Annotated in this window: 19 protein-coding genes; 11 read left to right on the forward strand and 8 right to left on the reverse strand. The window is 41.6% G+C overall.

Translation table 11 applies throughout. The features are described 5' to 3' along the window. Positions 1 to 24 precede the first annotated feature (24 nt). Both NH153_RS16385 and NH153_RS16390 read right to left on the reverse strand, forming a co-directional pair. On the reverse strand, positions 25 to 528 hold the full coding sequence (locus NH153_RS16385) for a hypothetical protein (RefSeq protein WP_063705829.1): 504 nt from the start codon (positions 526 to 528) through the stop codon (positions 25 to 27). Positions 529 to 641: 113 nt separating this feature from the next. Continuing rightward, a complete protein-coding gene (locus NH153_RS16390) occupies positions 642 to 1,439 on the reverse strand; it encodes a M48 family metallopeptidase (protein WP_063705831.1) in 798 nt (265 codons plus the stop codon). Between the two features lie 192 nt (positions 1,440 to 1,631). Here NH153_RS16390 and NH153_RS16395 point away from each other — a divergent pair, with 192 nt between their 5' ends. After that, entirely contained in the window at positions 1,632 to 2,831 is a 1,200-nt protein-coding gene (locus NH153_RS16395) for a Bcr/CflA family efflux MFS transporter (protein ID WP_063705834.1), read from the forward strand. Positions 2,832 to 2,859: 28 nt separating this feature from the next. On the opposite strand, the gene grpE is transcribed toward NH153_RS16395, so the two are convergent. After that, the gene (gene grpE / locus NH153_RS16400; protein WP_063705836.1) at positions 2,860 to 3,468 is read right to left on the reverse strand and encodes a nucleotide exchange factor GrpE; all 609 of its coding nucleotides are present in this window, start codon (positions 3,466 to 3,468) and stop codon (positions 2,860 to 2,862) included. A 58-nt stretch (positions 3,469 to 3,526) separates the two neighbouring features. After that, positions 3,527 to 4,471 carry a hypothetical protein gene (locus tag NH153_RS16405; protein WP_063705839.1) on the reverse strand — a complete coding sequence of 315 codons (945 nt, stop codon included), beginning with the start codon at positions 4,469 to 4,471 and terminating at the stop codon, positions 3,527 to 3,529. A gap of 120 nt (positions 4,472 to 4,591) precedes the next feature. Between NH153_RS16405 and nadK the strand changes: the two genes are divergently transcribed. From nadK to NH153_RS16435, 6 genes are all read left to right on the forward strand, one after another. Next, positions 4,592 to 5,476 carry an NAD(+) kinase gene (gene nadK / locus NH153_RS16410; protein WP_063705841.1) on the forward strand — a complete coding sequence of 295 codons (885 nt, stop codon included), beginning with the start codon at positions 4,592 to 4,594 and terminating at the stop codon, positions 5,474 to 5,476. A 94-nt stretch (positions 5,477 to 5,570) separates the two neighbouring features. Further along, positions 5,571 to 6,134, forward strand: a complete 564-nt coding sequence (locus NH153_RS16415) for a hypothetical protein (RefSeq protein WP_063705843.1) — start codon at positions 5,571 to 5,573, stop codon at positions 6,132 to 6,134. 68 nt (positions 6,135 to 6,202) lie between these two features. Then, positions 6,203 to 7,876: a DNA repair protein RecN gene (recN, locus tag NH153_RS16420; protein ID WP_063705845.1), complete on the forward strand. Its 1,674-nt coding sequence runs from the start codon at positions 6,203 to 6,205 to the stop codon at positions 7,874 to 7,876. 46 nt (positions 7,877 to 7,922) lie between these two features. Beyond that, positions 7,923 to 8,321 (forward strand): hypothetical protein, encoded by a 399-nt coding sequence (locus tag NH153_RS16425; RefSeq protein ID WP_063705848.1) that lies wholly within the window; start codon positions 7,923 to 7,925, stop codon positions 8,319 to 8,321. Between the two features lie 66 nt (positions 8,322 to 8,387). After that, positions 8,388 to 10,430, forward strand: a complete 2,043-nt coding sequence (locus NH153_RS16430) for an ATP-binding protein (protein ID WP_063705850.1) — start codon at positions 8,388 to 8,390, stop codon at positions 10,428 to 10,430. Between the two features lie 66 nt (positions 10,431 to 10,496). After that, positions 10,497 to 10,958, forward strand: a complete 462-nt coding sequence (locus NH153_RS16435) for a hypothetical protein (protein ID WP_063705852.1) — start codon at positions 10,497 to 10,499, stop codon at positions 10,956 to 10,958. Positions 10,959 to 10,980: 22 nt separating this feature from the next. Here the strand turns inward: NH153_RS16435 and NH153_RS16440 are convergent, their stop codons facing one another. From NH153_RS16440 to gltB, 4 genes are all read right to left on the reverse strand, one after another. Next, complete coding sequence (locus NH153_RS16440; protein ID WP_063705855.1) at positions 10,981 to 11,673, reverse strand: response regulator; 693 nt, start codon at positions 11,671 to 11,673, stop codon at positions 10,981 to 10,983. A 13-nt stretch (positions 11,674 to 11,686) separates the two neighbouring features. After that, entirely contained in the window at positions 11,687 to 11,899 is a 213-nt protein-coding gene (locus tag NH153_RS16445) for a hypothetical protein (RefSeq protein ID WP_229677558.1), read from the reverse strand. A 262-nt stretch (positions 11,900 to 12,161) separates the two neighbouring features. Further along, a complete protein-coding gene (locus NH153_RS16450) occupies positions 12,162 to 13,577 on the reverse strand; it encodes a glutamate synthase small subunit GltD family protein (protein ID WP_063705857.1) in 1,416 nt (471 codons plus the stop codon). Positions 13,578 to 13,586: 9 nt separating this feature from the next. Next, positions 13,587 to 18,044: a glutamate synthase large subunit gene (gene gltB / locus NH153_RS16455; protein WP_063705859.1), complete on the reverse strand. Its 4,458-nt coding sequence runs from the start codon at positions 18,042 to 18,044 to the stop codon at positions 13,587 to 13,589. A 696-nt stretch (positions 18,045 to 18,740) separates the two neighbouring features. On the opposite strand from gltB, the gene NH153_RS16460 reads away from it, so the two are divergent. From NH153_RS16460 to NH153_RS16475, 4 genes are read left to right on the forward strand one after another with little or no spacing between them, the layout of a single operon-like run. Further along, positions 18,741 to 19,994: an efflux RND transporter periplasmic adaptor subunit gene (locus NH153_RS16460; protein WP_063705861.1), complete on the forward strand. Its 1,254-nt coding sequence runs from the start codon at positions 18,741 to 18,743 to the stop codon at positions 19,992 to 19,994. 21 nt (positions 19,995 to 20,015) lie between these two features. Beyond that, positions 20,016 to 20,723 carry an ABC transporter ATP-binding protein gene (locus NH153_RS16465; RefSeq protein WP_054551528.1) on the forward strand — a complete coding sequence of 236 codons (708 nt, stop codon included), beginning with the start codon at positions 20,016 to 20,018 and terminating at the stop codon, positions 20,721 to 20,723. Between the two features lie 2 nt (positions 20,724 to 20,725). Continuing rightward, complete coding sequence (locus NH153_RS16470) at positions 20,726 to 22,039, forward strand: ABC transporter permease (protein WP_063705863.1); 1,314 nt, start codon at positions 20,726 to 20,728, stop codon at positions 22,037 to 22,039. 11 nt (positions 22,040 to 22,050) lie between these two features. Further along, positions 22,051 to 23,256, forward strand: a complete 1,206-nt coding sequence (locus tag NH153_RS16475; protein ID WP_063705865.1) for an ABC transporter permease — start codon at positions 22,051 to 22,053, stop codon at positions 23,254 to 23,256. The last annotated feature ends 28 nt before the right edge of the window (positions 23,257 to 23,284 follow it).

The raw sequence follows: 23,284 nt of genomic DNA on the forward strand, positions 1-23,284 counted from the left end.
GTCAGCTAGAATACAGGCTTAGTTTTAATTAAATTGATTAGAAGTCCATTTAGACACATAGCGACCACCTGCAACAGCTATTTTCTCTAAACGGTCGCAGGCACCAAAAGCAACTCCTGAACCAATTTCCTTCGTTGTTTTAGCTATAATCTCATCACCTTTTTTAAGTTGCACATGTAAAGTTGCTGATGAGCTTGGTCTCACCGATGGAAAAACCCATCTATGCGAGTTAATTTCAATATATTTCGCTTCAACGACATACTCTGCTTTGGATTTTTCTTGTTGTTCAACTAATGTTACTAAATAATTTTTTGCTGAATCAGTAATCGAATTAGCTAACTTATCAAGCATGACACAATCACGTTGAACTTTATCTGCTTCAACTCCAAGGGCAAAATGCACTGCATTTAACGCTATAGGAGGTGTAGGCTTTAAGGCAGTTGCTTGAGTTTGCTGCTGTTTGGTGCTTTTACAGGCGGTTAAAGACACTAAAGTACATAGCAAAAAAGTAGGGATAGAATACTTCATATTAATTCCATTTAATTGTTTTTATTATTAAATCAGATAGTTATTTGATGATAATAGGAATCGACGAAAAATGAAACAAAAAGAGCTGCATAAGCAGCTCTGGGAAGATTTAATTACAGTTTACACTGTGGGGTTTTGCCTTTTGCTTTAGCGGCTTGTTGGGCTTTTAATGCATCCGCCATGTGCTTTTGAAGCTCTTTAATGCGGTTACCCGGTGCAGGGTGAGTCGACATAAATTCTGGAGTACCGCTACTGCCCGCAGCACTCATATTTTGCCAAAGCGATACAGATTGCTCTGGGTTAAACCCTGCTTTTGCCATTAAATCTAAGCCAACAATATCTGCTTCTGATTCATGTGAGCGACTAAACGGTAAGACAACACCATACTGTGCCCCCAAACCTAAAGCTTGCATGATCTCACCGCGGTATTGCACATTCCCCATATCTAGTGCTGCACCACCAACTTGCAGGCCTGTTTGTAAAAGTGCGTTTTGCGATACACGCTCATTAGAATGCTCTGCAATAACGTGTGCTACTTCATGACCTAGTACTGTTGCCAATTGGTCTTGATTTACAGCAACTTTTAATAAACCTGTATGAACGCCAATATAGCCACCTGGTAATGCAAATGCGTTTGCTGAATCTTCTTCAAACACGACTACTTCCCACGATTGCTTTGCATACTCGTTAGGTAAAACGGCAATAACATCATCAGCAATACACTTCACATAAGCATTGACACCTGGATCAGTATTAACAGGTTGAGTTTTTTTCATTTCAGCAAAACTTGCTTGACCCATTTGGCTCATTTGCGAGTCTGAATAGAGTGCGATTTGTGTGCGCCCTGTTGGAGAGGTTTTACAACCCGCTAAAACTGCGGTTGCTAACACAGCCATCATTAACTTTTTCATACTAGTCCTTCAAATACTTAGTGCAATTGAGGCTAATATAGCAAAGCATTGCTTAATTTTATATGAAAATGAACAATCACCCACTCAGTTGTTATCATTTAGTTAATTCTTTTACTTAGCAGGCAAACTAAGTTCACCACAGTGATTCACACTGCTACAATAGTGACCTACTATTTGATGAATGAGTAAACAATGCCTTCCCCTGAGACTTTAAATAAACGCATTTTATTGCCTTTGCTGGCAAGTATTGTCGCGATTACGCCTTTGGCAATTGATTTATATTTACCCGCGATGTTGGTGATTGCCAACGACTTGCAAACAACCATGCCAAATGTGCAAATCTCGCTTAGCATTTATTTAGCAGGTTATGCCCTTGGTATGCTGTTTTTTGGCCCCATTGCTGATGAGCTTGGTAGGCGATTACTCGCTAAAGTGGGCTTAGCATTGTTTGGGATTAGTTCGTTAGCACTGGCGTTCTGTACTAACATCGAATTATTTTGGTCTTTAAGGGCCGTGCAAGCATTCACTGGCGCTGCTGCAACCGTCGTAGTGCCGGGTATTATTCGCCACATTTATCGAGAAAACACCGCCAAAGGCATGTCTTATGTCTCGATGATTATGATGGTTGCCCCGCTAATTGCACCGACCCTTGGCTCATTGATCATGGGTATTTCAACATGGCAGGTTATTTTTATTGCATTAGCTGCCTATAGCTTTGCAATATTGGCGTTAGTGCAAATTCATTTAATCGATATCCCTATTTTCAAAAGCCAGCAACGTGGTTTAGCACTGTTTTTTAATAGTTATAAAACCGTATTTTCACGTCGCAGCGCCCTTGCTGATATTGCCAGCTCGATGTTTGCCTCGTTTGCATTCTTCTGTTTTTTAACATCGGTACCTTATGTATATCTCGATTTTTTTAAAGTAGATGAGCAATTGTTCGGTGTGTTATTCGCTTTTAATGTATTAGCGCTGATGTTTGGTAACTTTATGAATACGCGCTTGGTGCCACGTTTGGGCTCTCGTAAACTTTTGTTTATTGGCCTTGCTATTGGTTTTGTTTCTGGCGCTGCCTTACTGTTGTTCAGTGTGATACATTTATCGCTGTATTTTATCGTAGCCGCTATCGCCCCGCTGATGATGAGTTTAGGTATTGTAGCGAGTAATGCAGACTCGTTGATACTGATGCAATTTGAGGAAAAGTCAGGTACTGCTACAGCCGTGATTGGTACCTTGAGATTCGGCAGCGGTGCTTTGGTTGGGCCTATCCTTGCTTTTGTTCACCCGCAAAGTGCCATTCCATTTTCTGCGATGATGTTCAGCGCACTGATACTTATCTTACTGGTGCAGCTTTGGCATCGAAAACTAGACAAAAAAAATGCCTGTGAATAACAGGCATTTTTTTATATCACTTTAAAGCTTATTCAGCTTCTTTTGATACCATAACCATTGCAGGACGTAATAAACGACCGTTTAATGTATAACCTTTCTGCATTACTGCAAGAACAGTATTCGGCGCTACATCATTGCTTGGTTGAATTGACATTGCTTGATGGAATTCAGGGTTAAATTGCTCACCTTGTGGGTTAACAATTTCAACACCAAACTTCGCTACTGCATCATTAAAGCTTTTCACAGTCATTTCGATACCTTCAAGCACAGGCTTAAGCTGCTCATTTTCTTTATCAGAAAACTCAATTGCACGCTCTAGGTTATCAATAACTGGAAGTAATTCGTTAGCAAACTTTTCAAGTGCAAACTTATGTGCTTTTTCTACATCTTGAGCGGCACGACGACGCATGTTCTCAACATCTGCAGCAGCACGAACAACACTGTCTTTTTGATCGTTAATCGTTTGTTTAGCTGCTTCTAGTTCGCTGTATAGTAATGCGATTTCAGCTTCTGGGCTTATTTCTTCGCCTTCCACTTGCTCAGCTGCTTTTTCTGCTGCTTCTACTTCAGCTTGCATTTGTTCAAATTCTTCGTTTAGTTCAACTTCTTGCTCTGGTGATTTTGTCTGCTCAGACATAGCTTACATGCTCCAATTCTTTACAACTGCGGTAATTATGGGGATTGAATTAAAAGATTCAAGAGGCGGATGACCCGATTAACTCAAATTCTTGGATGATTGCTTCGATTTGCGCTGATTTTGGACAAATTATACAAAATCGACTTTGATATTCATGGTTATTAAAGTAAGGAACGCTGATCACCATTAACTCATTGCAATCAGTAAATGGTAACTGCTCGGTATTTAAAACCGATAAACCATTTTTGAAAGCGAGTTTATCTTCTACAAAATTTAAAAACGATACACCTATATTCAAACTGGTTTGGCAATCAACTTGACGATATAGGTAATTTTCACCTACCACGATGCTGTTATCGGAACCAAGCTTTTGACTTAATTGCCGTGTCCATTGCGTTAGTGAATCATGGCAGTTATGCGGAGCTGTGTTTGCCATCGCCTGCATGCGGTATAAACCTTCCATCAAGGTTTGTTGGCTAAAGACAGTATTAAGCCAAGTCGCAAACTGGTAACGCACTGCATCCGATGAATCTTCCGGTTTACTGATGCAAATATTATGGCTTTGCCCTGCTCTATCGATTAACAATATAAGCCAATTACTGCCATCGAAATCAAGTACCTCTACACGAAAAACCAGTTGAGAGCTAACTTGCGGTAATCCCACACAACAGCACACTTTATAGCGCTGGCTCAAACCGTGGGCAAGCTCGACCAATTGTGCTTGCTGTGGCTGCCAATATGTTGCGATTTCTGACAATGCAAAGAATTCGCTGAGCCAATAATCAAACCCTGCATTGGTAGGCACGCGACCAGCAGAAGTATGCGGCGAATAAAGTAAGCCTTCTTTTTCAAGCCGTGCCATTGCGTTACGTACTGTTGCCGAACATACCGCCATGCCTTTTTGTTTGGCAATGCGGGTAGAGGCAACAGGCTGTCCTTCACCGTTACAGTAAAGGCTCATTACAGCTGAAAAAATTTGTTGGTCACGCGGATTTAATTTCATAATTTATACATCTTGCTTCTTGCCAGTGGATATTTGGGCACAGCAAGTTTATTTCAAGTTATTTTCAAAGCATTAATTTTTAATGTAATCTAGCGATATGAAAGTTTAAGTGCAAATAACATGGATTCACCGTTTAAAACCATAGGTTTAATTGGCAAACCTAATCACAGTGCTGCGGCTGCTACACTTGGTCGTCTACACACATTTTTGCGCGCATTAGGTTTTGAAGTGCTAGTAGAACAACGAACTGGCCGCCAGCTTGATGAGGTTCCTGCAGAAAACTTAGTCAAACTCGTTGATTTAGGTGAACGAGCAGATTTAGCGATTGTCGTGGGCGGTGATGGTAACATGCTTGGTGCTGCACGAGTTTTGGCACGTTTTGATGTGGCAGTTATTGGTGTAAACCGTGGTAATTTAGGGTTTTTAACCGATTTAAACCCAGAAGGTTTTGAAGCCAGCTTGGAACAAGTCTTAAGTGGTCAATTCCTCGAAGAAAAACGCTTCTTGCTTGAAGTTGAAGTATATCGTCACGCCGAACTGAAAAGTGCAAACTTGGCAGTGAATGAAGCAGTACTTCATGCTGATAAAGTTGCCCACATGATTGAGTTTGAGGCCTTTATTAACAACGACTTTGTATTTTCACAGCGTTCAGACGGTTTAATTGTCTCAACCCCAACAGGTTCAACTGCTTATTCATTATCTGGTGGCGGGCCGATTTTGACACCTGAGCTCAATGCGATTTCATTAGTTCCTATGTTCCCACATACATTATCAAGCCGCCCTCTTGTGGTTGATGCCGACAACGAAGTACGTTTAAAGCTCAGCCTTGAAAATACCGATAGCCTGCAAGTGAGTTGTGACAGTCATGTGGTTTTAGCTGTGTTACCTGGCGATGAAGTGGTGATAAAAAAGGCAGATAAGCGTCTGCGCTTGATCCACCCTAAAGAATACTCTTACTACAATGTATTAAGAAAAAAATTAAACTGGGGCAGCCGCTTATTTTAAGCGGCTTTTTTATCTCAATTGATTGCCAAGGCACCTTGATTAGCGCAAAATATTCAAACTTAATGCTGTATTATTTTAAGGATTCTAAGCCGAAATGAGCTATATCGTTTTTCTTGCTCTATTATTACTTATTACCTTGCTAGGTTGTTACTGGATGGTTGAGAGCAACCGTCGCAAAGCGATTGAAGCTGAAAAAAAGCGTTTTAATCAGCGAGTAAAAGAAATTAATAACGATTTCAAAGACAAACTAATCGACTTTAGTGAAGGGAAGCTTATTCGCCCGAAAAATATTTCGCGCCTAAGCATGATCACCAGTAATTACTTTGTTGTACAAGCCCATAACGAAGAAAACCTCACATACCTTGAATACATTAGTGACCTACTGATTAATACAATCATGATGGAGGCGAGTAAAGCACAAGGCCCAGAACAAATAGACCAACTTGCTGACCGACTTCAGTATTTTATGGCTGAATTACCTTACAATGGTATCGAATACAATAAAGCGTTTTACCAAGAAGCCCTCCCTTCTCTGATCGAAGTAATTAAATATCAGCCCCCCACAGATTTACAGGATGATCAGCCGCCAGCCCAGAGCACACCGGCGCCAAATGATTCATACCAAGAAAATCAGCTGTCAGAATTAAGCAAAGCATAAAAATTTAATTTGCAAAACCCGAAAACACTGTATAAATTAACAGTTAATTGACTGGATGGATAAACAGTATGTTAATCGGGTTAGAAATTAAAAACTTTGCCATTGTGAGTAATTTAAGTACTGAGTGGCACAATGGTATGACAGCCATTACAGGTGAAACAGGTGCGGGTAAATCAATTGCTATTGATGCCCTGTCATTATGTTTAGGCGAACGTGCTGATGCAGGTGCTGTTCGCCCTGGTACTGAACGCGCAGAAATTTGTGCACAATTCGATATTAGCCAGCTCCCTCTTGCCCAACACTTTTTAGAGCAACATTTACTTTCAAGCACTGAAGGTGAATGTTTACTGCGCCGTGTTATTTGCAAGAATGGTCGTAGCAAAAGTTATATTAATGGCAGCTCCGTCACCGCTGCACAGTTGAAAGAGTTAGGTCAGTATTTAATTTCAATTCACGGCCAACATGCTCACCAGCATCTATTAAAAGCTGAACATCAGTTACACCTGCTCGATGCCTATGCAGGCCACAATCAGCTATTAGCGGATGTTAAAGAGCGCTATAAAGCCTACCAAGCATTACTTAAAGAGTTTAACCAGCTTGAACAACAACAGCAGCAACAAGCAGCTCAAAAGCAATTACTTGAGTATCAAGTCGCCGAGCTTGATGAATTTGCGCTACAACCGGGTGAATTTGAAGAGATTGAAGCTGAGCACCACAAATTAAGCCACAGCCAGACTATTTTAGAATCATGTCAGCGAGAGCTACAGCATTTATACGAAAGTGATGAGCAAAGCGCGTGTTCGTTATTACAACACAGTGCTCAGCAATTTGCTGAATTGGCAAGCTATGATGAAAGCCTTTCAAGCATTGCATCGTTATTAAGTGAAGCGGCCGTTCAAGTTGAAGAAGCAAGCCGTGAAATTCGCAGCTACGTTGATGTGACCGACTTAGATCCGGCACGATTAGACGAAGTTGAGACTCGTTTAACAGGTGCTATGGACCTTGCCCGTAAACATCACATAAAACCCGAAGAACTGGTCGAATTTCATCAGTCTATTGCCGAAGAATTAGCATCAATTAGTTATAACAGCGACCGCCTTGTGGCACTTGAAAGCGAAATTAGCAATGCGCTTGAACACTACAAACAAGCAGCAAAACAGTTAAGTGAAAGCCGCCATAGTTACGCAGATACACTCAATCAGTTAATTAGCGATAGCATGGCGAACTTATCAATGGAAAACGGCAAGTTTGCGATTGATATCCAACAAACTAGCGATAAAGCACCAAGTGCGATGGGTTTTGATACTGTCTCATTTTTAGTTTCAACCAACCCGGGGCAACCAATGCAAGCACTGTCTAAAGTGGCGTCTGGTGGTGAATTATCGCGTATTAGTTTAGCTATTCAGGTAATTATTGCTCAGCGGGTTACAACCCCAACTCTTATTTTCGATGAAGTTGACGTAGGTATATCAGGCCCTACTGCTTCTGCAGTCGGCAAGCTATTACGCCAATTAGGTAAATCGACCCAAGTTATTTGTGTGACTCACTTACCACAGGTTGCAAGCTCTGGGCATCAACAATTTTTTGTAGCCAAAGAAATTGCAAACGGCGAAACATTCACGCAAATGAGTAAACTGTCTAAAGATGGCCGTATTGATGAAATTGCTCGACTACTTGCTGGTGACAACATCAGTAAAATGGCACGAGCGAATGCCAAAGAGCTTATTAGCGCACATGCATAAATTGATAATTAATACTTTGAGAGTTTAAGTGGGTTAGAGTTTACTAATGAATATTAAAAATATGTTTACCGCTTTAGTATTTGGCTTGATTTTGCTTTTCTCAAACCATTCACAGGGCGCAACAACAGATTCACCTTATCAAGGTGCGCAAATAATCGTTACTTTATTTGAATGCTTTTTAATTGCCCTCCCTACTAGCGCATTATTTTTGATTGTTTGGAGTCGTTGGAAGCATTTACGTTTTAAGCAGTTACTACAAACGGTGTTAAATTCATCGTTAGTTTTCATGCTTATTAGCCTAGTAACAGTCAATCAATTAACACAGAATATATCGTCTTGGTTGATTGCTTTAGCGGTCAGCCATACATTGCTTGTTGGTATAAGTTATTTACTCGTTAAGCAACACACGAATAGAGTGAAAAGTACCCTGACTGGTTGCTGGTAATAGCTCCATAATTTGCACACATTTGCTGGTTAGTATAAGCGCACATTAAGCTTATTCTAACTGCAAATGAAATACTCTTTACTTATCGCTGCGTATTTTCTGTCTTTTTCGTGTGTAGCAACCTCACTGCCAAGCTCTCTATTAAATCAAGTCACTGATCTTGAGAATCAAGGCAAGCTCAGTGAAGCTCTCACTATTCTTGAGCAATACAAGGATAAAAATAACACGACATCAGGCCCTGATGTTGCCATGGCACAAGCGCCTCTTTTGCGTAAACAAGGTCATTATAACGAGGCGATAGAACTGTTACTGCCATTTCAGAAGCTAGCTAGTCTGAGTAAAAAGGACCAATACCATATTCAAAAAGAGTTGGGGATCAATTATCGTCGCCAAGTAAAAACAATAGAAGCAAAAAATCATTATATGGCAGCCTTAGCGCTTGCCAACGAGCTTGAAGACAAGAACCTACAAGCACAAAGCCATAGCAATTTAGGTTCGCTATATGACACACTCAATGATCTTGAACAATCAATGCATCATCAGGTAAAAGCACAAGGTTTATTAGAAAACAGCGATAATTATGAACTGGTTGCCACTAATTTTTATAACCTAGCAAATCTTGCTCAAAGACTTGATGACCTCTCTCAATCTGAGTACTTCTATAAAAAAGCACTCGAGTTTGATATTAAAACCAAAAACCAAATGAATATTGCCGATACCAGCTTACAACTTGCCAAGCTGGTGTATAAGCGTGGTGATTTGGAGCAAGCGCTCCCTTTATTAAATAATGCCTATACTCGTTTAGCCGACGTAAAGGCTTATGAAAATATGGCTACAGCTAAACATACATTGATGCAATTGTATTTGAAGATAGACAACCAGCATATGGCGCTCAGCAGTGCTGAGTCTGGTCTCAATGCGGCACTTAAATCAGGATCAACGTTAAGCCAACTCTATTCTTACTTTAATTTAATTGAACTGCATTTAGCACTTAAAAACCCTGAGCTCATTGGTCTTTATTTAAGCCGCACAAAAGAGTTGTTAGTGGGTATTGATAATCGCTTATTGAATCAAAAACAGCATGGCTATACCGCAATTTATGCCGAACTTATCGGTGATTACAAACTAGCAGCAGAGCAGCTAAAGCTTGAAAATAAACTGGCCGAATCTTTGTTTGAAGAGCATTTAAATCAAGCTGTCGAAAAAAACAAAAAGCAACTAACAGCTATTGAGCAACAGCAACGCATTGATGATGAGATTCAAAAAAATAAACTCGCTACGGCACAAATGAATAACCAACGACTAGAAAAACAAATTTGGTTGCTAACTGCCGGTATTGTTTTGTTGTTTAGCACCCTTGCCTTAGTGCTCTATTACTTTAAACATCGAAAAGCATTATTTAAAGCAAAGCTTTATCAATACAACTTGATTGAAAAAGACAAGATGCTTGCTGATATTTCCCATGAATTACGCACCCCACTGAGCGTTTTAAAGCTGCATATAGAAGCGCTTGAGCTTGATATTCAAGAAAACCGCGATCTCGCCTACAGCAAGATTAATGGCAAAATAGCGCAACTAAATAACTTAATTTCAGATGTGTACCAGTTGTCTCAAGCTGAAAATAAAACCCTGACATTGAATCTTCAACAATATAATGCCGCGCAGATTTTTGCTGAATACGAGCAAGACATGCGTCGTTATGTTTGCAGTCATCAGCTCACATTTTTTGCTGACATTGTTATTGCAGATGATGTTGCAATCACGGTAGATAAACAAAAACTCGACCAAATTCTCAACAATATTTTTACTAATGCATGCCTTTATACAGACAGCCCAGGCCATGTTCGCCTTAAAGTAAGAGCAAACAAGCAAGAGCTGTTTATTCAAGTCGATGATACCTCTCCTGGTGTCGGCAAAGCACATATTGGCAAACTCTTTGACCGTTTATATCGTGTCGAAGAATCTCGAAGCCGCGCATCAGGAGGCTCAGGTTTAGGGCTGTCAATTTGTCAGAGCTTTGTTGAATTGATGTCTGGGAATATCAACGCATTACCAGGAAAGTCAGGGGGGTTATGTATCAGAATCTTACTCCCTTTAAGCAGAAAATAAACCTCTCCATTTTTCCACCACATTTTATTGCTTAAATAGCACTATAAACTACTGTGGAATGAAACCATGTCAGAGTCATTAAAGCATGCTCAATGGGCTAAATCTGTTGAGCGTAAACACCGCCAAAGCCAAATTAAAACAACCAAGAAGTCCCCACTTCCTATTTACGTGGCGTTTGCCATCTTATTGATAAGTGCAGGGCTTTATTATGCAAGCTACGAAAAACCAATAGAGTACCCACCCCTCTCTGAAGCTGCTAAGCAACGTATTTCTCAGTTCTTTGCAAAGCAATTTTTATTAGGTCAATGGCGTTTAAATCAAATTAAGTACTCAACTGATGCTATTCAAGTATACGTACAAACACCCTCTGCGATTGCCCTTGAAGGTGAAGCACTAAGCCAATATTTACATTACGCTCTATGCCCAGTTCCAAGCAAAAGCATTTGGCAAGATATTCAAGCAAGAGAGTTATCTGTGTATGTGTTCACCCATTCGATTCGAAAAGGTGAACGTACAGTGTGTAACTAATAGAAAAGCGATGAACGCCAAATCAATTGATTTGACGTTCATCATAGCGATAGCCTGCTCCATAAACGGAAGCGACTATCTTAGGAGAGAACTGTAAATTCTTCAGTTTTTTGCGAATATTTTTGATATGGCTGTCGATTACGCGGTCGGTAATATCAAAATTATTAGGTTGGATATGATCAAGTATCTGCTGCCTAGAAAAAACACGCTTAGGGGCTTTGTACAAAAGCTTAAATACGTCAAATTCCACTTTAGTTAAACCCAAAGACACACCTTTTATTTCAACTTCTAAAGCGTCTTCGTTTAAGCAAATCGCAGCAGGTGAATTCATCGCATCGCTTACAACCGGCGCTGGTGCACAGCGTCTTAAAATAGCTTTTACGCGCATCACCAGCTCTGCACCGCTAAAAGGTTTACAGACATAGTCATCAGCGCCATGTTCTAGCCCTTTTAATCTATCTGCCTCTTCAACTTTTGCGGTTACCATGATAATTGGCACCATAGAAAAAGCGCGGATCTGCTTCATGCACTCCACGCCATCTAAATTAGGTAACATTACATCTAAAATTATCGCATCTGGTTTATTTGCTTTAACCCACGAAACCACAGCACTGCCATCAGTGATGTGGTGAGTGGTAAAGCCAGATGCATTGAAGAACAACAGTACTTGCTCTGCAATATCTAAGTCGTCTTCGACGACTAATATCTGGGGCATTTTTATTTCCGTTTTATATTTTTTTTATTGTTTTTAATTGTTGCTTCACCATCGCTTTAAGCGCATCTGATAAGGTTTCATCTAATAAAACCATGGTCAGAATATCGTGCAGGTCTTCACTGTTCATGACCTCATCGAGTAAATCATTTTCAGATTTTGAACTTGGCTGAAAAAAATTTAACTGCTCGGTATTTGTGTGTTCGCAAAACATTTTCTTTTTATCCATGTTGTTAGCATCAAATATTCAGATGGGCTTCTGCCTCTAATGAACATTAAAACGCAACAATGTGGAGCAAATATGGAGTTAATACGAAATAATGAATTTTATCGATTCTGCAGTAAAATTCATTCGTAGATTGTAGGTAATAAGCGCTATTTTTTCATTATTTTTCTGAATCTTGATTAAATTTTCAAAACAGCTAAAAAGTAGGCAAAAAAAAGCAAGCTAGGCAGCTTGCTTTTAAACAAATGAATCGGCAACTTCGTAATTAAACGCCTAAATAGTCCATAATCCCTTCAGCGGCATTTCGGCCTTCGAAAATAGCCGTTACCACTAAGTCTGAGCCGCGGACAATATCGCCACCAGCAAAGATTTTAGGATTAGTTGTTTGGTGAGTAAACTCGCCTTTTTCTGGTGCATTGATACCGCCCCAATGATTGATTTCAACACCATACGGTTCTAACCAATCCATTTTATGAGGTTTAAAACCAAATGCCATGAGCACCTTGGTTGCTTCAATAATATGCTCAGAGCCTGCTACTTCTTCAGCACGGCGACGACCATTTTCATCCGGCTCACCGAGTTGTGTTTTCACCATTTTAACGCCAGCAACTTTACCTTGCTCATCAACCACAATACCTTTTGGCTGAACGTTGAAGGTAAACTCAACGCCCTCTTCACGGGCATTTTTAACTTCCCGTTTTGAGCCTGGCATGTTTTCTTCGTCACGACGATACGCACAGGTAACCTGTGTAGCACCTTGTCGAATAGAGGTTCTTACACAGTCCATTGCTGTATCACCACCGCCTAATACAACGACTTTTTCGTTCGCCATATCGATATAAGCTTGCTTGTCTTCTGCATAGCCCATAACACGGTTGGTGTTACCTATTAAGAATGGCAGTGCATCAAACACACCGTCTGCATCTTCATTTTCAAGCCCTGCACGCATACTTTGATAGGTACCCACCCCTAAGAATACGGCATCATATTCAGCCAAAATTTCATCAAGGGTAATGTCAACGCCAACTTCAGTGTTTAGCTTAAACTCGACACCCATTTCCGTGAAGATTTCGCGACGCTTTTGCATCACTTCTTTTTCAAGTTTGAATGATGGAATACCAAACGTAAGAAGGCCGCCGATTTCTGGGTGACGGTCAAACACCACAGGTTTTACCCCATTACGAACTAAAATATCCGCACAGCCCAAGCCAGCTGGGCCTGCACCAATAATAGCCACTTTTTTGTCAGACCAAACCACATACGACATATCTGGTTTCCAGCCCATCTTAAAGGCCGTATCTGTGATGTACTTTTCGATATTACCGATAGTGACAGCACCAAACTCTTCTTCTAGCGTACATGAGCCTTCACATAAGCGATCTTGTGGACAAACTCGGCCACACACCTCGGGTAAGCTGTTGGTACGGTGAGAAAGCTCTGCCGCTTCTAAAATACGGCCAGTACGAATTAACTTTAACCATTGTGGAATATAGTTATGTACTGGGCATTTCCATTCACAGTAAGGGTTACCACAATCTAAACAACGGTCCGCCTGTGAGTTAACTTGAGTCTCAGAGAACGGCTCATATATTTCTACGAAAGATTGCTTACGTGCTGAAATTGGTTTTTTACGCGGATCAACACGTTGTACATCGATAAACTGGTATACATTTTCGCTCATACTACCCCCTTACTGAGCCTGAACACGAAGCTCTGCGCTGCTGCGCGCTCGGTGTCCGAGTAAACTTTTTACATCACTAGATTTTGGCTTAACCAATTTAAACATCGGCATGTATAAATCAAAGTTAGCTAAAATCTGCTCAGCGCGGTTTGAGCCAGTCAGCTCTAAATGCTCAGCAATAAGACCGCGTAAATGCTCTTGATGAGAAGCTAAGCCCTCAAGCGTAACAATTTCAACAAGCTCTGGGTTAATGCGTTTTTCAAAGTCTTTGCCTTCATCAAGAATATAGGCAAAGCCACCTGTCATACCCGCACCAAAGTTAATACCCACTTTGCCAAGTACGCACACTACACCGCCAGTCATATACTCACAGCCGTTATCACCGACACCTTCTACAACTGCTTGTACGCCTGAGTTACGAACAGCAAAACGTTCACCTGCAGAGCCAGCAGCAAATAACTTACCACCCGTTGCCCCGTATAGACAGGTATTGCCAGCAATCGTTGCTTTGTGGCTTTCGAACGATGAACCAAGCGGCGGGCGAATTACCAGCTTACCGCCAGCCATGCCTTTACCAACATAGTCATTGGCATCACCAACGAGGGTCATTTCAAGACCACCCGCATTCCATACCCCAAATGATTGACCCGCTGTACCATGAAGCTCAATAGAGACAGGATCAGCAGCCATACCTTGGTTGCCATGTTTAGAGGCAATATAACCCGATAACATCGCGCCCACAGAGCGGTCGGTATTACAAATACGGCTTACCAATGAGGTGCCCGATTTTTCGTCAATTGCTTGTTTTGCTTTTTCAAGCAAGGTTTCATTTAGCTGACCTAAGTAGTGTGAGCTATTTGGCGCACTACAATACAGTGTTTCACCTGTTGGGTTGTTCGGCACAGCAATCACAGACGACAGATCCACTTTCTTTTGTTTCTCTGTATTACCTTCAATTGCTTCAAGTAAGTCCAAACGACCAATTAAATCAGTTAAACGAGTCACCCCTAAACTTGCCATAATTTGGCGTGCTTCTTGGGCAATAAACTTGAAGTAGTTCATCGCCATTTCAGGCAAACCATGATAATGCTTTTGACGCAGTGTATCGTCTTGCGTTGCAACACCGGTCGCACAGTTATTTAAGTGACAAATACGCAGATACTTACAACCAAGTGCCACCATAGGACCAGTACCAAAGCCAAAGCTTTCAGCACCTAAAATAGCAGCTTTAATGATGTCTAGACCCGTTTTAAGACCACCATCGGTTTGTAAACGAATACGGTGACGTAAGCCATTTTCTACTAGCGCTTGTTGAGTTTCAGCAAGGCCAAGCTCCCATGGGCTACCCGCATATTTCACCGAAGTAAGCGGGCTTGCACCGGTACCACCGTCATAACCTGCAATGGTAATTAAATCGGCATACGCTTTGGCAACACCCGTTGCGATAGTACCGACACCCGGCTCAGACACTAGTTTCACCGAAATTAGTGCTTCTGGGTTTACTTGTTTTAAATCGAAAATTAGCTGGGCTAAATCTTCAATCGAATAAATATCGTGATGCGGCGGTGGAGAAATCAAAGTCACACCTGGCACTGAGTAACGCAATTTTGCAATATACGGCGTCACTTTTTCACCTGGTAATTGACCACCCTCGCCTGGTTTTGCACCTTGCGCCACTTTAATCTGAATCACATCAGCGCTACGTAAGTAATGCGGTGTTACACCAAAGCGGCCAGAAGCAACCTGTTTAATACGTGAGTTTTTCTCTGTGCCGTAGCGAAGCTTGTCTTCACCACCCTCGCCAGAGTTTGAACAACCACCTAAACGGTTCATCGCTATTGCTAACGCTTCATGCGCTTCTGGCGATAACGCACCAATACTCATTGCTGCTGAGTCAAAACGTTTGTATAGCTCAGTTGCAGGTTCTACGTCATCAATACTGATGCCTGCATCAGGCACTTTCAGTGCAAGCATGTCACGTAAGTTAGTGATCGGACGATTATTAACTAGATCAGCGTACGCTACATAGTCACTATATTCTCCAGAACGCACAGCTTTTTGCAGTGTTTGAATAACGTCTGGGTTATAAGCATGGTATTCACCGCCATGAACATATTTTAATAAGCCGCCATGGCTTAATAATTTACGTTTACTAAATGCCAATTTATGAAGCTTGCGTTGGTCATCATCAAAATCAGTGAAACAGGCTCCTTTAATACGACTTGCTACGCCATTAAAACAGGTTTCTACAATCGCGTCAGACAAACCGACTGCTTCAAACAACATTGAGCAGCGATAAGATGCAACGGTACTGATACCCATTTTCGACATGATTTTATACAAGCCTTTATTTATCGCGTTACGATAGGCAAGTGTGACCTCACAATAGCTCTTGTTAAGAATCTTTTTGTCACTCATCGCAACTAAAGATTCATAAGCAAGGTACGGATAAATAGCCGTCGCGCCAAAACCAAGTAATACCGCAAACTGATGCGCATCACGGACACTACCCGATTCGATGATAATATTTGATTCACAACGTAAGTTATTATCAACTAAACGCTTTTGAATAGAACCAACCGCCATTGCTGCCGGAATAGGTAACTGTGTTTCACTGAAGTTACGGTCACTTAACACGAGCATTACGCAACCCGCTGCCGCTTTTTCTTGCGCTTCATCACAAATACGCGTGATGGCGTTTTCAAGGCCTTCTTCTGCAGTGTAAGTAATATCGATTTTACAATAGCTATAATGCGCTTGATCAGCACTTAAAAGCTGTTTCATGTCTGCATACATCAAAATAGGTGTATCAAACTGTAAACGCTTAGCGTGACCAGTTGTTTCGTTGAATACGTTTTGCTCACTACCAATACAGGTTGCCAGTGACATAACATGGTTTTCACGAAGCGGATCAATCGGTGGATTGGTTACTTGCGCAAATTTTTGTCTGAAGTAATCAAACAATGAACGATGACCTTCTGACAGTACCGCAAATGGCGTGTCATCCCCCATTGAACCTGTTGCTTCTTGGCCATTTTCACCCATTACACGAATAACGCTATCAAGTTCTTCGTTGGTGTAGCCAAACATTTTTTGATACTTAAGCAATGTTTCATCATCAAATGAACGATTACCTGCGTCTTTTTCTGCAAGCTGTTCAAATGGCGTTAAACGCTTAACGTTTGCTTCAAGCCATGCTTTATATGGATGACGTGACTTAAGGTCTTGGTCAATTTCATCTGAATGCCAAATTTTACCTTGGTGAGTATCAATAACTAACAGTTCACCCGGGCCCACACGGCCTTTCTCAACCACTTCATCAGGTGCGTAGTCCCAAATACCGACTTCTGAGGCAAGGGTAATAAAACCATCTTGAGTGATTACATAACGCGCTGGGCGTAAACCGTTACGGTCAAGGTTACAGGCTGCAAAACGGCCATCAGACATAACAATACCAGCCGGGCCATCCCATGGTTCCATATGCATTGAGTTAAAGTCATAGAATGCACGTAGGTCTTCATCCATAGCACGGTTCTTTTGCCATGCTGGCGGCACAAGCATACGCATTGCACGGAATAAATCCATGCCACCGGCTAAGAACAACTCAAGCATATTATCTAAGCTTGAAGAGTCTGAGCCGCTTTCGTTAACGAATGGTGCAGCTGATTGCAAATCAGGAATAAGTGGTGAGGCAAACTTGTACGCACGGGCACGGGCCCACTGGCGGTTACCTTGAATCGTATTGATTTCACCATTATGCGCTAAATAGCGGAATGGTTGTGCAAGCGGCCAACGAGGTTGTGTATTAGTAGAGAAACGTTGGTGAAATACACAAATCGCACTGGTCATGCGAATGTCAGCTAAATCTAAATAAAAGTTAGGCAAGTCTACAGGCATCATTAAGCCTTTATAGACAGTGACCAAACCAGATAAGCTGGCAATATAAAAATGTTCATCGTTTTCGAGGCGCTTTTCAGCACGACGACGCGCTACATATAAGCGACGTTCTAAATCTTTTGGACGCCAGCCTTCTGGTGCGCTAACAAAAATTTGTTCAAAGCCTGGTAGTTGTTTTTTTGCAATTGGCCCTAAACATGACGCATCAGTCGGTACTACGCGCCAGCCTTGAATGCTCAAGGTTTCTTTTTCGAGTTCTTCACTCAACACATCTTTAGCTGTTTGCGCAAGTACAGGATCGGCATTTAAAAATACCATGCCTACGGCGTAGTTCTTTCCTAGATGCCAATCATGTTCGCTGGCAATAGCACGAAAGAAACTATCGGGTTTTTGCATTAATAAACCACAACCATCACCGGTTTTACCATCGGCAGAAATACCCCCACGGTGCTCCATGCGATCTAAGCCAGTGATTGCTGTTCGAATCAAGCGATGGCTCGCCTGACCATTGACCTGGGCTATTAAGCCAAAGCCACAATTATCTTTTTCTAATTTTGAGTCGTATAACATAGACCCCTCCCCTTGCTACAACGACTAGCGGTTCAGTCTTTTGTGACAGTGCTAGCAGACGAACAAAACTATCGCCAAATATCCCATGAGTCAATAGAGTTTTGAATACATATTCATATTCATGAATATTTCTCACTTAAAGCACTTTTTAAATTCTAAGCTAAATTTTTACATTTAGTCGTATTTTACCCGTTATTTTTTTATGACACTGGTGTCAAATTTAACAACTTGTAAAAAAACAATCTAAAAACCCGCACCTTTACGTTAACGTAAACTGCGCGCAATATTGAATAATTATTCACGCTATGAATATCAATGCAGTTTTTAATGGGCTCTAGTGCAGTACAGCTGCATCATTATTTACTCTTGGCTTTAGCATAGTTACAAACTATGTATCTGAGCAGCCGACCTTAGTCGCAATGTCTTAGTCTGTTTACCCTTGCGTCAACAATCAGCAATTTAAAAGTGTCCGCTGCGGACACTTTTTCTGTCCGCGGACAGATAATAAACCTGCAACAAAAATAAATACCAATAAAAATCAATAATTTAAAAGTTGGCACGCTACTGGTATTGATAAGACATCAGCGAAATTAAGGATTTCAAAATGTTCACTATCAGTTTGTTTATGGCTTCTCCACTTACCATGCTTGCCGTTGGCTTCATGATTGTGTGTTTTGAGAATCGTAAGGAGTTAAAATGATTAAGGATACCAGTGCCCAAGATATTACCGTGGCGAAGAAAAACACCATAAAAAAACCACTTATAGTAGTAGCGGGTGTAATACTTGTTGGTGCGCTTGGCTTTCAAGCATTATTCGCAAGTAGTGATGGCAGCATTTCGGTTGATGCAGCGAGCTTACAAATTAGTGAAGTGACTCAAAAGACGCTCATAAGAGATGTGGCCGCGAGCGGTAAAATCGTTGCAGCTAATGCACCGAAGGTTTATAGCCCTGAACGTGGTTTTGTCGATTTAAAAGTAAAAGCCGGTGACAGCGTTGAGGTAAATGAAGTGATCGCAACCGTAACCAGTCCTGAGCTAACCAACGAGCTAAAGCAACAGCAATCGGTATTAGCACGTTTAGAAGGTGAATTACAACGCAAGCAACTTGAAGCGCGCAGACAAAAACTGAGCCTGACTAAAGCGCTCGATTTAGCGCAAGTTGAACTCAATGCCGCAGATAGAGAAAACCGCCGAGCTAAAATCTCTATCGAGAAACATTTAATTAGCCAAATAGATCTAGAAAAAGCGGTTGATGACTTAGCCCGTGCCAAGCTTTCTTATAAGCACGCCGAGCAAGAAGTTAATCTAGCCAAAGATACCCTCGCATTTGAGCTAAAAGCCGCAGAGCGTGATCTGGCTCGTCAACAACTGATTGTTGACGACTTACTCAGACAAGTAAATGAACTTACTATCACTGCCAGTGTAAGCGGCATTGTAGGTAACTTATTAGTGCAACAAAAAGAAGCTGTCACACAAAGCCAACCATTAATGACATTGGTCGATTTAAGTAACTTTGAAGCAGAACTGCAAGTACCAGAAAGCTACGCCAATGAGCTAGGTCTTGGTATGCAAGTTGAGCTTACGTTAGGTGCTCGTCATGTCACAGGCACTCTTTCAGCCATTTCACCTGAAGTGAATAACCGCGAGGTGACAACCCGCGTACGTTTTGACAATGAGATTTCTGGCATCCGCCAAAACCAACGCTTAACCGCACGTATTTTATTAGAGAATCGCGACGATGTATTACAAGTAAAACGCGGCGCATTCTTACAACAAGGTGGCACCCATGCCTATAAGGTTGACGGTGACATGGCTTATTTAATCGATATAAAAACCGGTGCAAGCAGTATTAATGCTGTCGAGATAATTGAAGGCGTAGAGCCTGGCGATAAGCTAATTATCTCGAACTACGATCGCTTTAAAAAAGCAACCACACTGGTTTTACGCTAACAAATAAAAGGAATAATCAACATGCTTACAATGAACAACATCAGCAAAGTGTATCAAACAGATATGGTACAAACACATGCCCTTCGTGACTTTAATCTACAAGTAGAAGAAGGTGAATTTATTGCCGTAACGGGCCCAAGTGGCTCAGGTAAAACCACATTTTTAAACATCGCCGGTATGTTAGAACCATTTAGCGAAGGCCAATACATGCTAGACGGTATTGATGTGGGTAAGCTCAACGACAACCAGCGTGCTGACTTACGTAATCAAAAAATTGGTTTTATTTTCCAAGGCTTCAACCTTATTCCAGATTTGAATCTCTATGAAAATATTGAAGTACCACTGCGTTATCGCGGTATCAAAGCCGCCGAGCGTAAACGCCGAATCGAGCAATGCCTGGAGCAAGTTGGTTTAGCGTCACGCGCTAAACACTTACCGCAACAACTTTCTGGTGGTCAACAACAACGTGTGGCTATTGCCAGAGCTCTTGCAGGTGAACCGCGCTTTTTACTTGCCGATGAGCCAACCGGTAATTTAGATAGCTTAATGGCGCGTCAAGTAATGGAGCTACTTGAGCAAATCAACCGTGATGGCGCAACCATCATCATGGTTACTCATGATCCAGAGCTTGCTCGCAGAGCACCACGTAATATCCAAGTTGTTGACGGCCAATTAGCTGACTTCACCTTGTACCAAGGCACTCAAAATCTTAAAGCGGCTGGAGTGTAACCATGTTCCTTCATTATTTAGATTTAAGCTGGCGCAGCTTTAAGCGCACGCCACTTGTGAGCTTTTTAATGGTACTGGCCATTGCCATTGGTATTGGCGTAACCATGACAAGCTTATCTGTGTATCACATGATGTCAGCAGACCCTATTCCTGAAAAAAGTAGCGACCTTTATACTGTACAGCTACAAACCATGGATGAAGGCCGTACGTGGTGGACAGTCGATAACATGCCACTGCAATTAACTTATCAGGATGCCGTTAACCTTGATCAAGCGAATGCGGGTGGCAAACGTGTCACTATGGTTAGAACGGGTTTTTCGGTTTATTTAGACTCAGATAAAGTTAAACCATTTATTGGACAAGCACGCCTAACCACGCCTGATTTTTTCGATATGTTTAACCTATCATTTATTTATGGTGGGGTTTGGAGCGCGCAACAAGAAGCCGATGCAGCCCCTGTTGTGGTGATCAATAAAGAATTAAACGACAAGCTATTCGCAGGTGAAAACCCTGTCGGCAAAATGGTGTACCTCGATGATGCCAGCTACGAAGTTATTGGCGTCATTGATGATTGGGATATCACCACCAAATATTATGATCTGAACAACGGTGCATTTAATAAGACCGAGCAACTATTTTTACCATTTAGCCTAATGAAAGCACGCCAGCTTGAAAACTGGGGTAATACCAATGGTTGGAAGCACGAAAAAACCAATACCTTTAACGACAAACTCAATTCTGAAATGGTGTGGTTACAATTTTGGGTTGAACTAAAAACACCTGCAGAAAAACAAGCTTACCAAGACTTTTTAATGGCCTATATGCAAGAGCAACAAAAGCTAGGTCGTTTTAACCGCGAAAAATTAACCGCCACCTTACGCGATGTAAATGAGTGGATGCAATACAACAATGTCGTTAGCGAAGACAACGAAATTCTGGTTGGCCTAAGCTTTATGTTTTTAGCAGTATGCCTTGCCAATATTTTAGGTTTATTACTAGCGAAATTTTTACGCCGCGCTCCGGAAGTCGGTGTGCGCCGAGCATTAGGTGCCAGCAAACGCCAAATATTCTTTCAACATATTGTTGAGGTCGCGATGTTAGGTTTCTTAGGTGGCATCTTCGGAATTATTTTGGCGCAAGTGGGCTTATTAGGCGTACGTCAAAGCTATAGCTACTACCAAAGCTTAGCCACTATGGATTTAACCATGCTACTCAGCGCACCTGTGATTGCAATTAGCACCTGTGTGATAGCGGGTCTGTACCCTGCTTGGCTGGTATGTAAAACCAACCCTGCTATTTATCTTAAGAGCCAATAAGGAAGACACCCATGTTAGAAATTAAACCTATCTTTCACGCCTTATGCCGCTCAAAAGTTGGCGCTATTTTATTACTGATCCAAATTGCCATCACCACTGCGATTGTCAGTAACGCAGCGTTTATTATTCAAGACAGAATTAGCTATTTAAGCCAAGAGACTGGCTACCCTGAACAAGACATTTTCGTTTTTAATGTCATGATGTTTGGCAAAGATGTGTCGCCATCTCAGCAATATGAGCTTGATGAAGCCATGCTTCGTCAAATACCTGGTGTAGTTGATGCTGCTTATTCGAGTAACACACCGCTTTCGGGCAGTGGCTCTTCGTCAGATTTTAGTTTAAAGCCAGCACCTGAAGAGAGTAAATCAGCGCGTAGCTCTTACATGTTTATCGATGAGCATGGCATTAATACTTATGGTGTAAAACTCATTGCTGGGCGTAACTACACAGAAGACGAAGTGATCGTTACCGATAACTATGATGAGCTTTCAAAAGTAACCGTTGTCACTAAAACCCTACTCGATGAGCTGTTCCCTGACGGCAATGGTTTAGGTCAAACTGTCTATTTTGGTGACATTCCAATGAAAGTAATTGGTGTTGTTGAACTTATGAAAGGCCCATGGCTTAAAGACAGCCGCCCAGATAACGTAGCACTGCTGCCTTTTATTAAGCCTGGTACAAATGCACGCTTTGTGGTTAGAACAGAGCCTGGTCAACGTCAATCAGTCATGAATCGTGTTGAAGAAGCCATGCTGAAAAACTACAACAAACGCGTTATTTCTCGCATTCGTGGCTTAGATGACGATAAAGAGTCATACATGGCTGAAGATACATTAATGATGCGCATGTTGATTGTACTTATTACTATTTTAGTGTTGGTGACGGCCCTTGGTATTTTCGGCCTAACGCTGTTCAATATCAGTAAGCGTACTAAACAAATAGGCACTCGCCGCGCTTTAGGCGCCAGAAAATCGGCCATCATCAGCTACTTCTTAGTTGAAAACGCCATGATATGTTTAGTTGGTTTAGTGATTGGTGTGATTGCTGCCGTGTATTTAGGCCAGTTGCTTATGCAGCACTTTTCAATTGCTCAACTTGATATTAGCTACGTGCTTGCTACGGCGCTGGCAGTGTTCGTTATGAGTTTATTAGCAGTACTTGCACCTGCAAAACGGGCGGCGAATATCTCACCGAGCATTGCAACTCGAACAATTTAGTTCTCCCAACCTATGCTACACTGGATTA

Origin of the sequence: Pseudoalteromonas gelatinilytica (assembly GCF_001641615.1) — a bacterium.
GTDB lineage: Bacteria > Pseudomonadota > Gammaproteobacteria > Enterobacterales > Alteromonadaceae > Pseudoalteromonas > Pseudoalteromonas gelatinilytica.

Coding starts and splice junctions, on each gene's coding strand:
- NH153_RS16385 (WP_063705829.1), bottom strand. CDS start 528: ATGAAGTATTCTATCCCTACTTTTTTGCTATGTACTTTAGTGTCTTTA.
- NH153_RS16390 (WP_063705831.1), bottom strand. CDS start 1,439: ATGAAAAAGTTAATGATGGCTGTGTTAGCAACCGCAGTTTTAGCGGGT.
- NH153_RS16395 (WP_063705834.1), top strand. CDS start 1,632: ATGCCTTCCCCTGAGACTTTAAATAAACGCATTTTATTGCCTTTGCTG.
- grpE (WP_063705836.1), bottom strand. CDS start 3,468: ATGTCTGAGCAGACAAAATCACCAGAGCAAGAAGTTGAACTAAACGAA.
- NH153_RS16405 (WP_063705839.1), bottom strand. CDS start 4,471: ATGAAATTAAATCCGCGTGACCAACAAATTTTTTCAGCTGTAATGAGC.
- nadK (WP_063705841.1), top strand. CDS start 4,592: ATGGATTCACCGTTTAAAACCATAGGTTTAATTGGCAAACCTAATCAC.
- NH153_RS16415 (WP_063705843.1), top strand. CDS start 5,571: ATGAGCTATATCGTTTTTCTTGCTCTATTATTACTTATTACCTTGCTA.
- recN (WP_063705845.1), top strand. CDS start 6,203: ATGTTAATCGGGTTAGAAATTAAAAACTTTGCCATTGTGAGTAATTTA.
- NH153_RS16425 (WP_063705848.1), top strand. CDS start 7,923: ATGAATATTAAAAATATGTTTACCGCTTTAGTATTTGGCTTGATTTTG.
- NH153_RS16430 (WP_063705850.1), top strand. CDS start 8,388: ATGAAATACTCTTTACTTATCGCTGCGTATTTTCTGTCTTTTTCGTGT.
- NH153_RS16435 (WP_063705852.1), top strand. CDS start 10,497: ATGTCAGAGTCATTAAAGCATGCTCAATGGGCTAAATCTGTTGAGCGT.
- NH153_RS16440 (WP_063705855.1), bottom strand. CDS start 11,673: ATGCCCCAGATATTAGTCGTCGAAGACGACTTAGATATTGCAGAGCAA.
- NH153_RS16445 (WP_229677558.1), bottom strand. CDS start 11,899: ATGGATAAAAAGAAAATGTTTTGCGAACACACAAATACCGAGCAGTTA.
- NH153_RS16450 (WP_063705857.1), bottom strand. CDS start 13,577: ATGAGCGAAAATGTATACCAGTTTATCGATGTACAACGTGTTGATCCG.
- gltB (WP_063705859.1), bottom strand. CDS start 18,044: ATGTTATACGACTCAAAATTAGAAAAAGATAATTGTGGCTTTGGCTTA.
- NH153_RS16460 (WP_063705861.1), top strand. CDS start 18,741: ATGATTAAGGATACCAGTGCCCAAGATATTACCGTGGCGAAGAAAAAC.
- NH153_RS16465 (WP_054551528.1), top strand. CDS start 20,016: ATGCTTACAATGAACAACATCAGCAAAGTGTATCAAACAGATATGGTA.
- NH153_RS16470 (WP_063705863.1), top strand. CDS start 20,726: ATGTTCCTTCATTATTTAGATTTAAGCTGGCGCAGCTTTAAGCGCACG.
- NH153_RS16475 (WP_063705865.1), top strand. CDS start 22,051: ATGTTAGAAATTAAACCTATCTTTCACGCCTTATGCCGCTCAAAAGTT.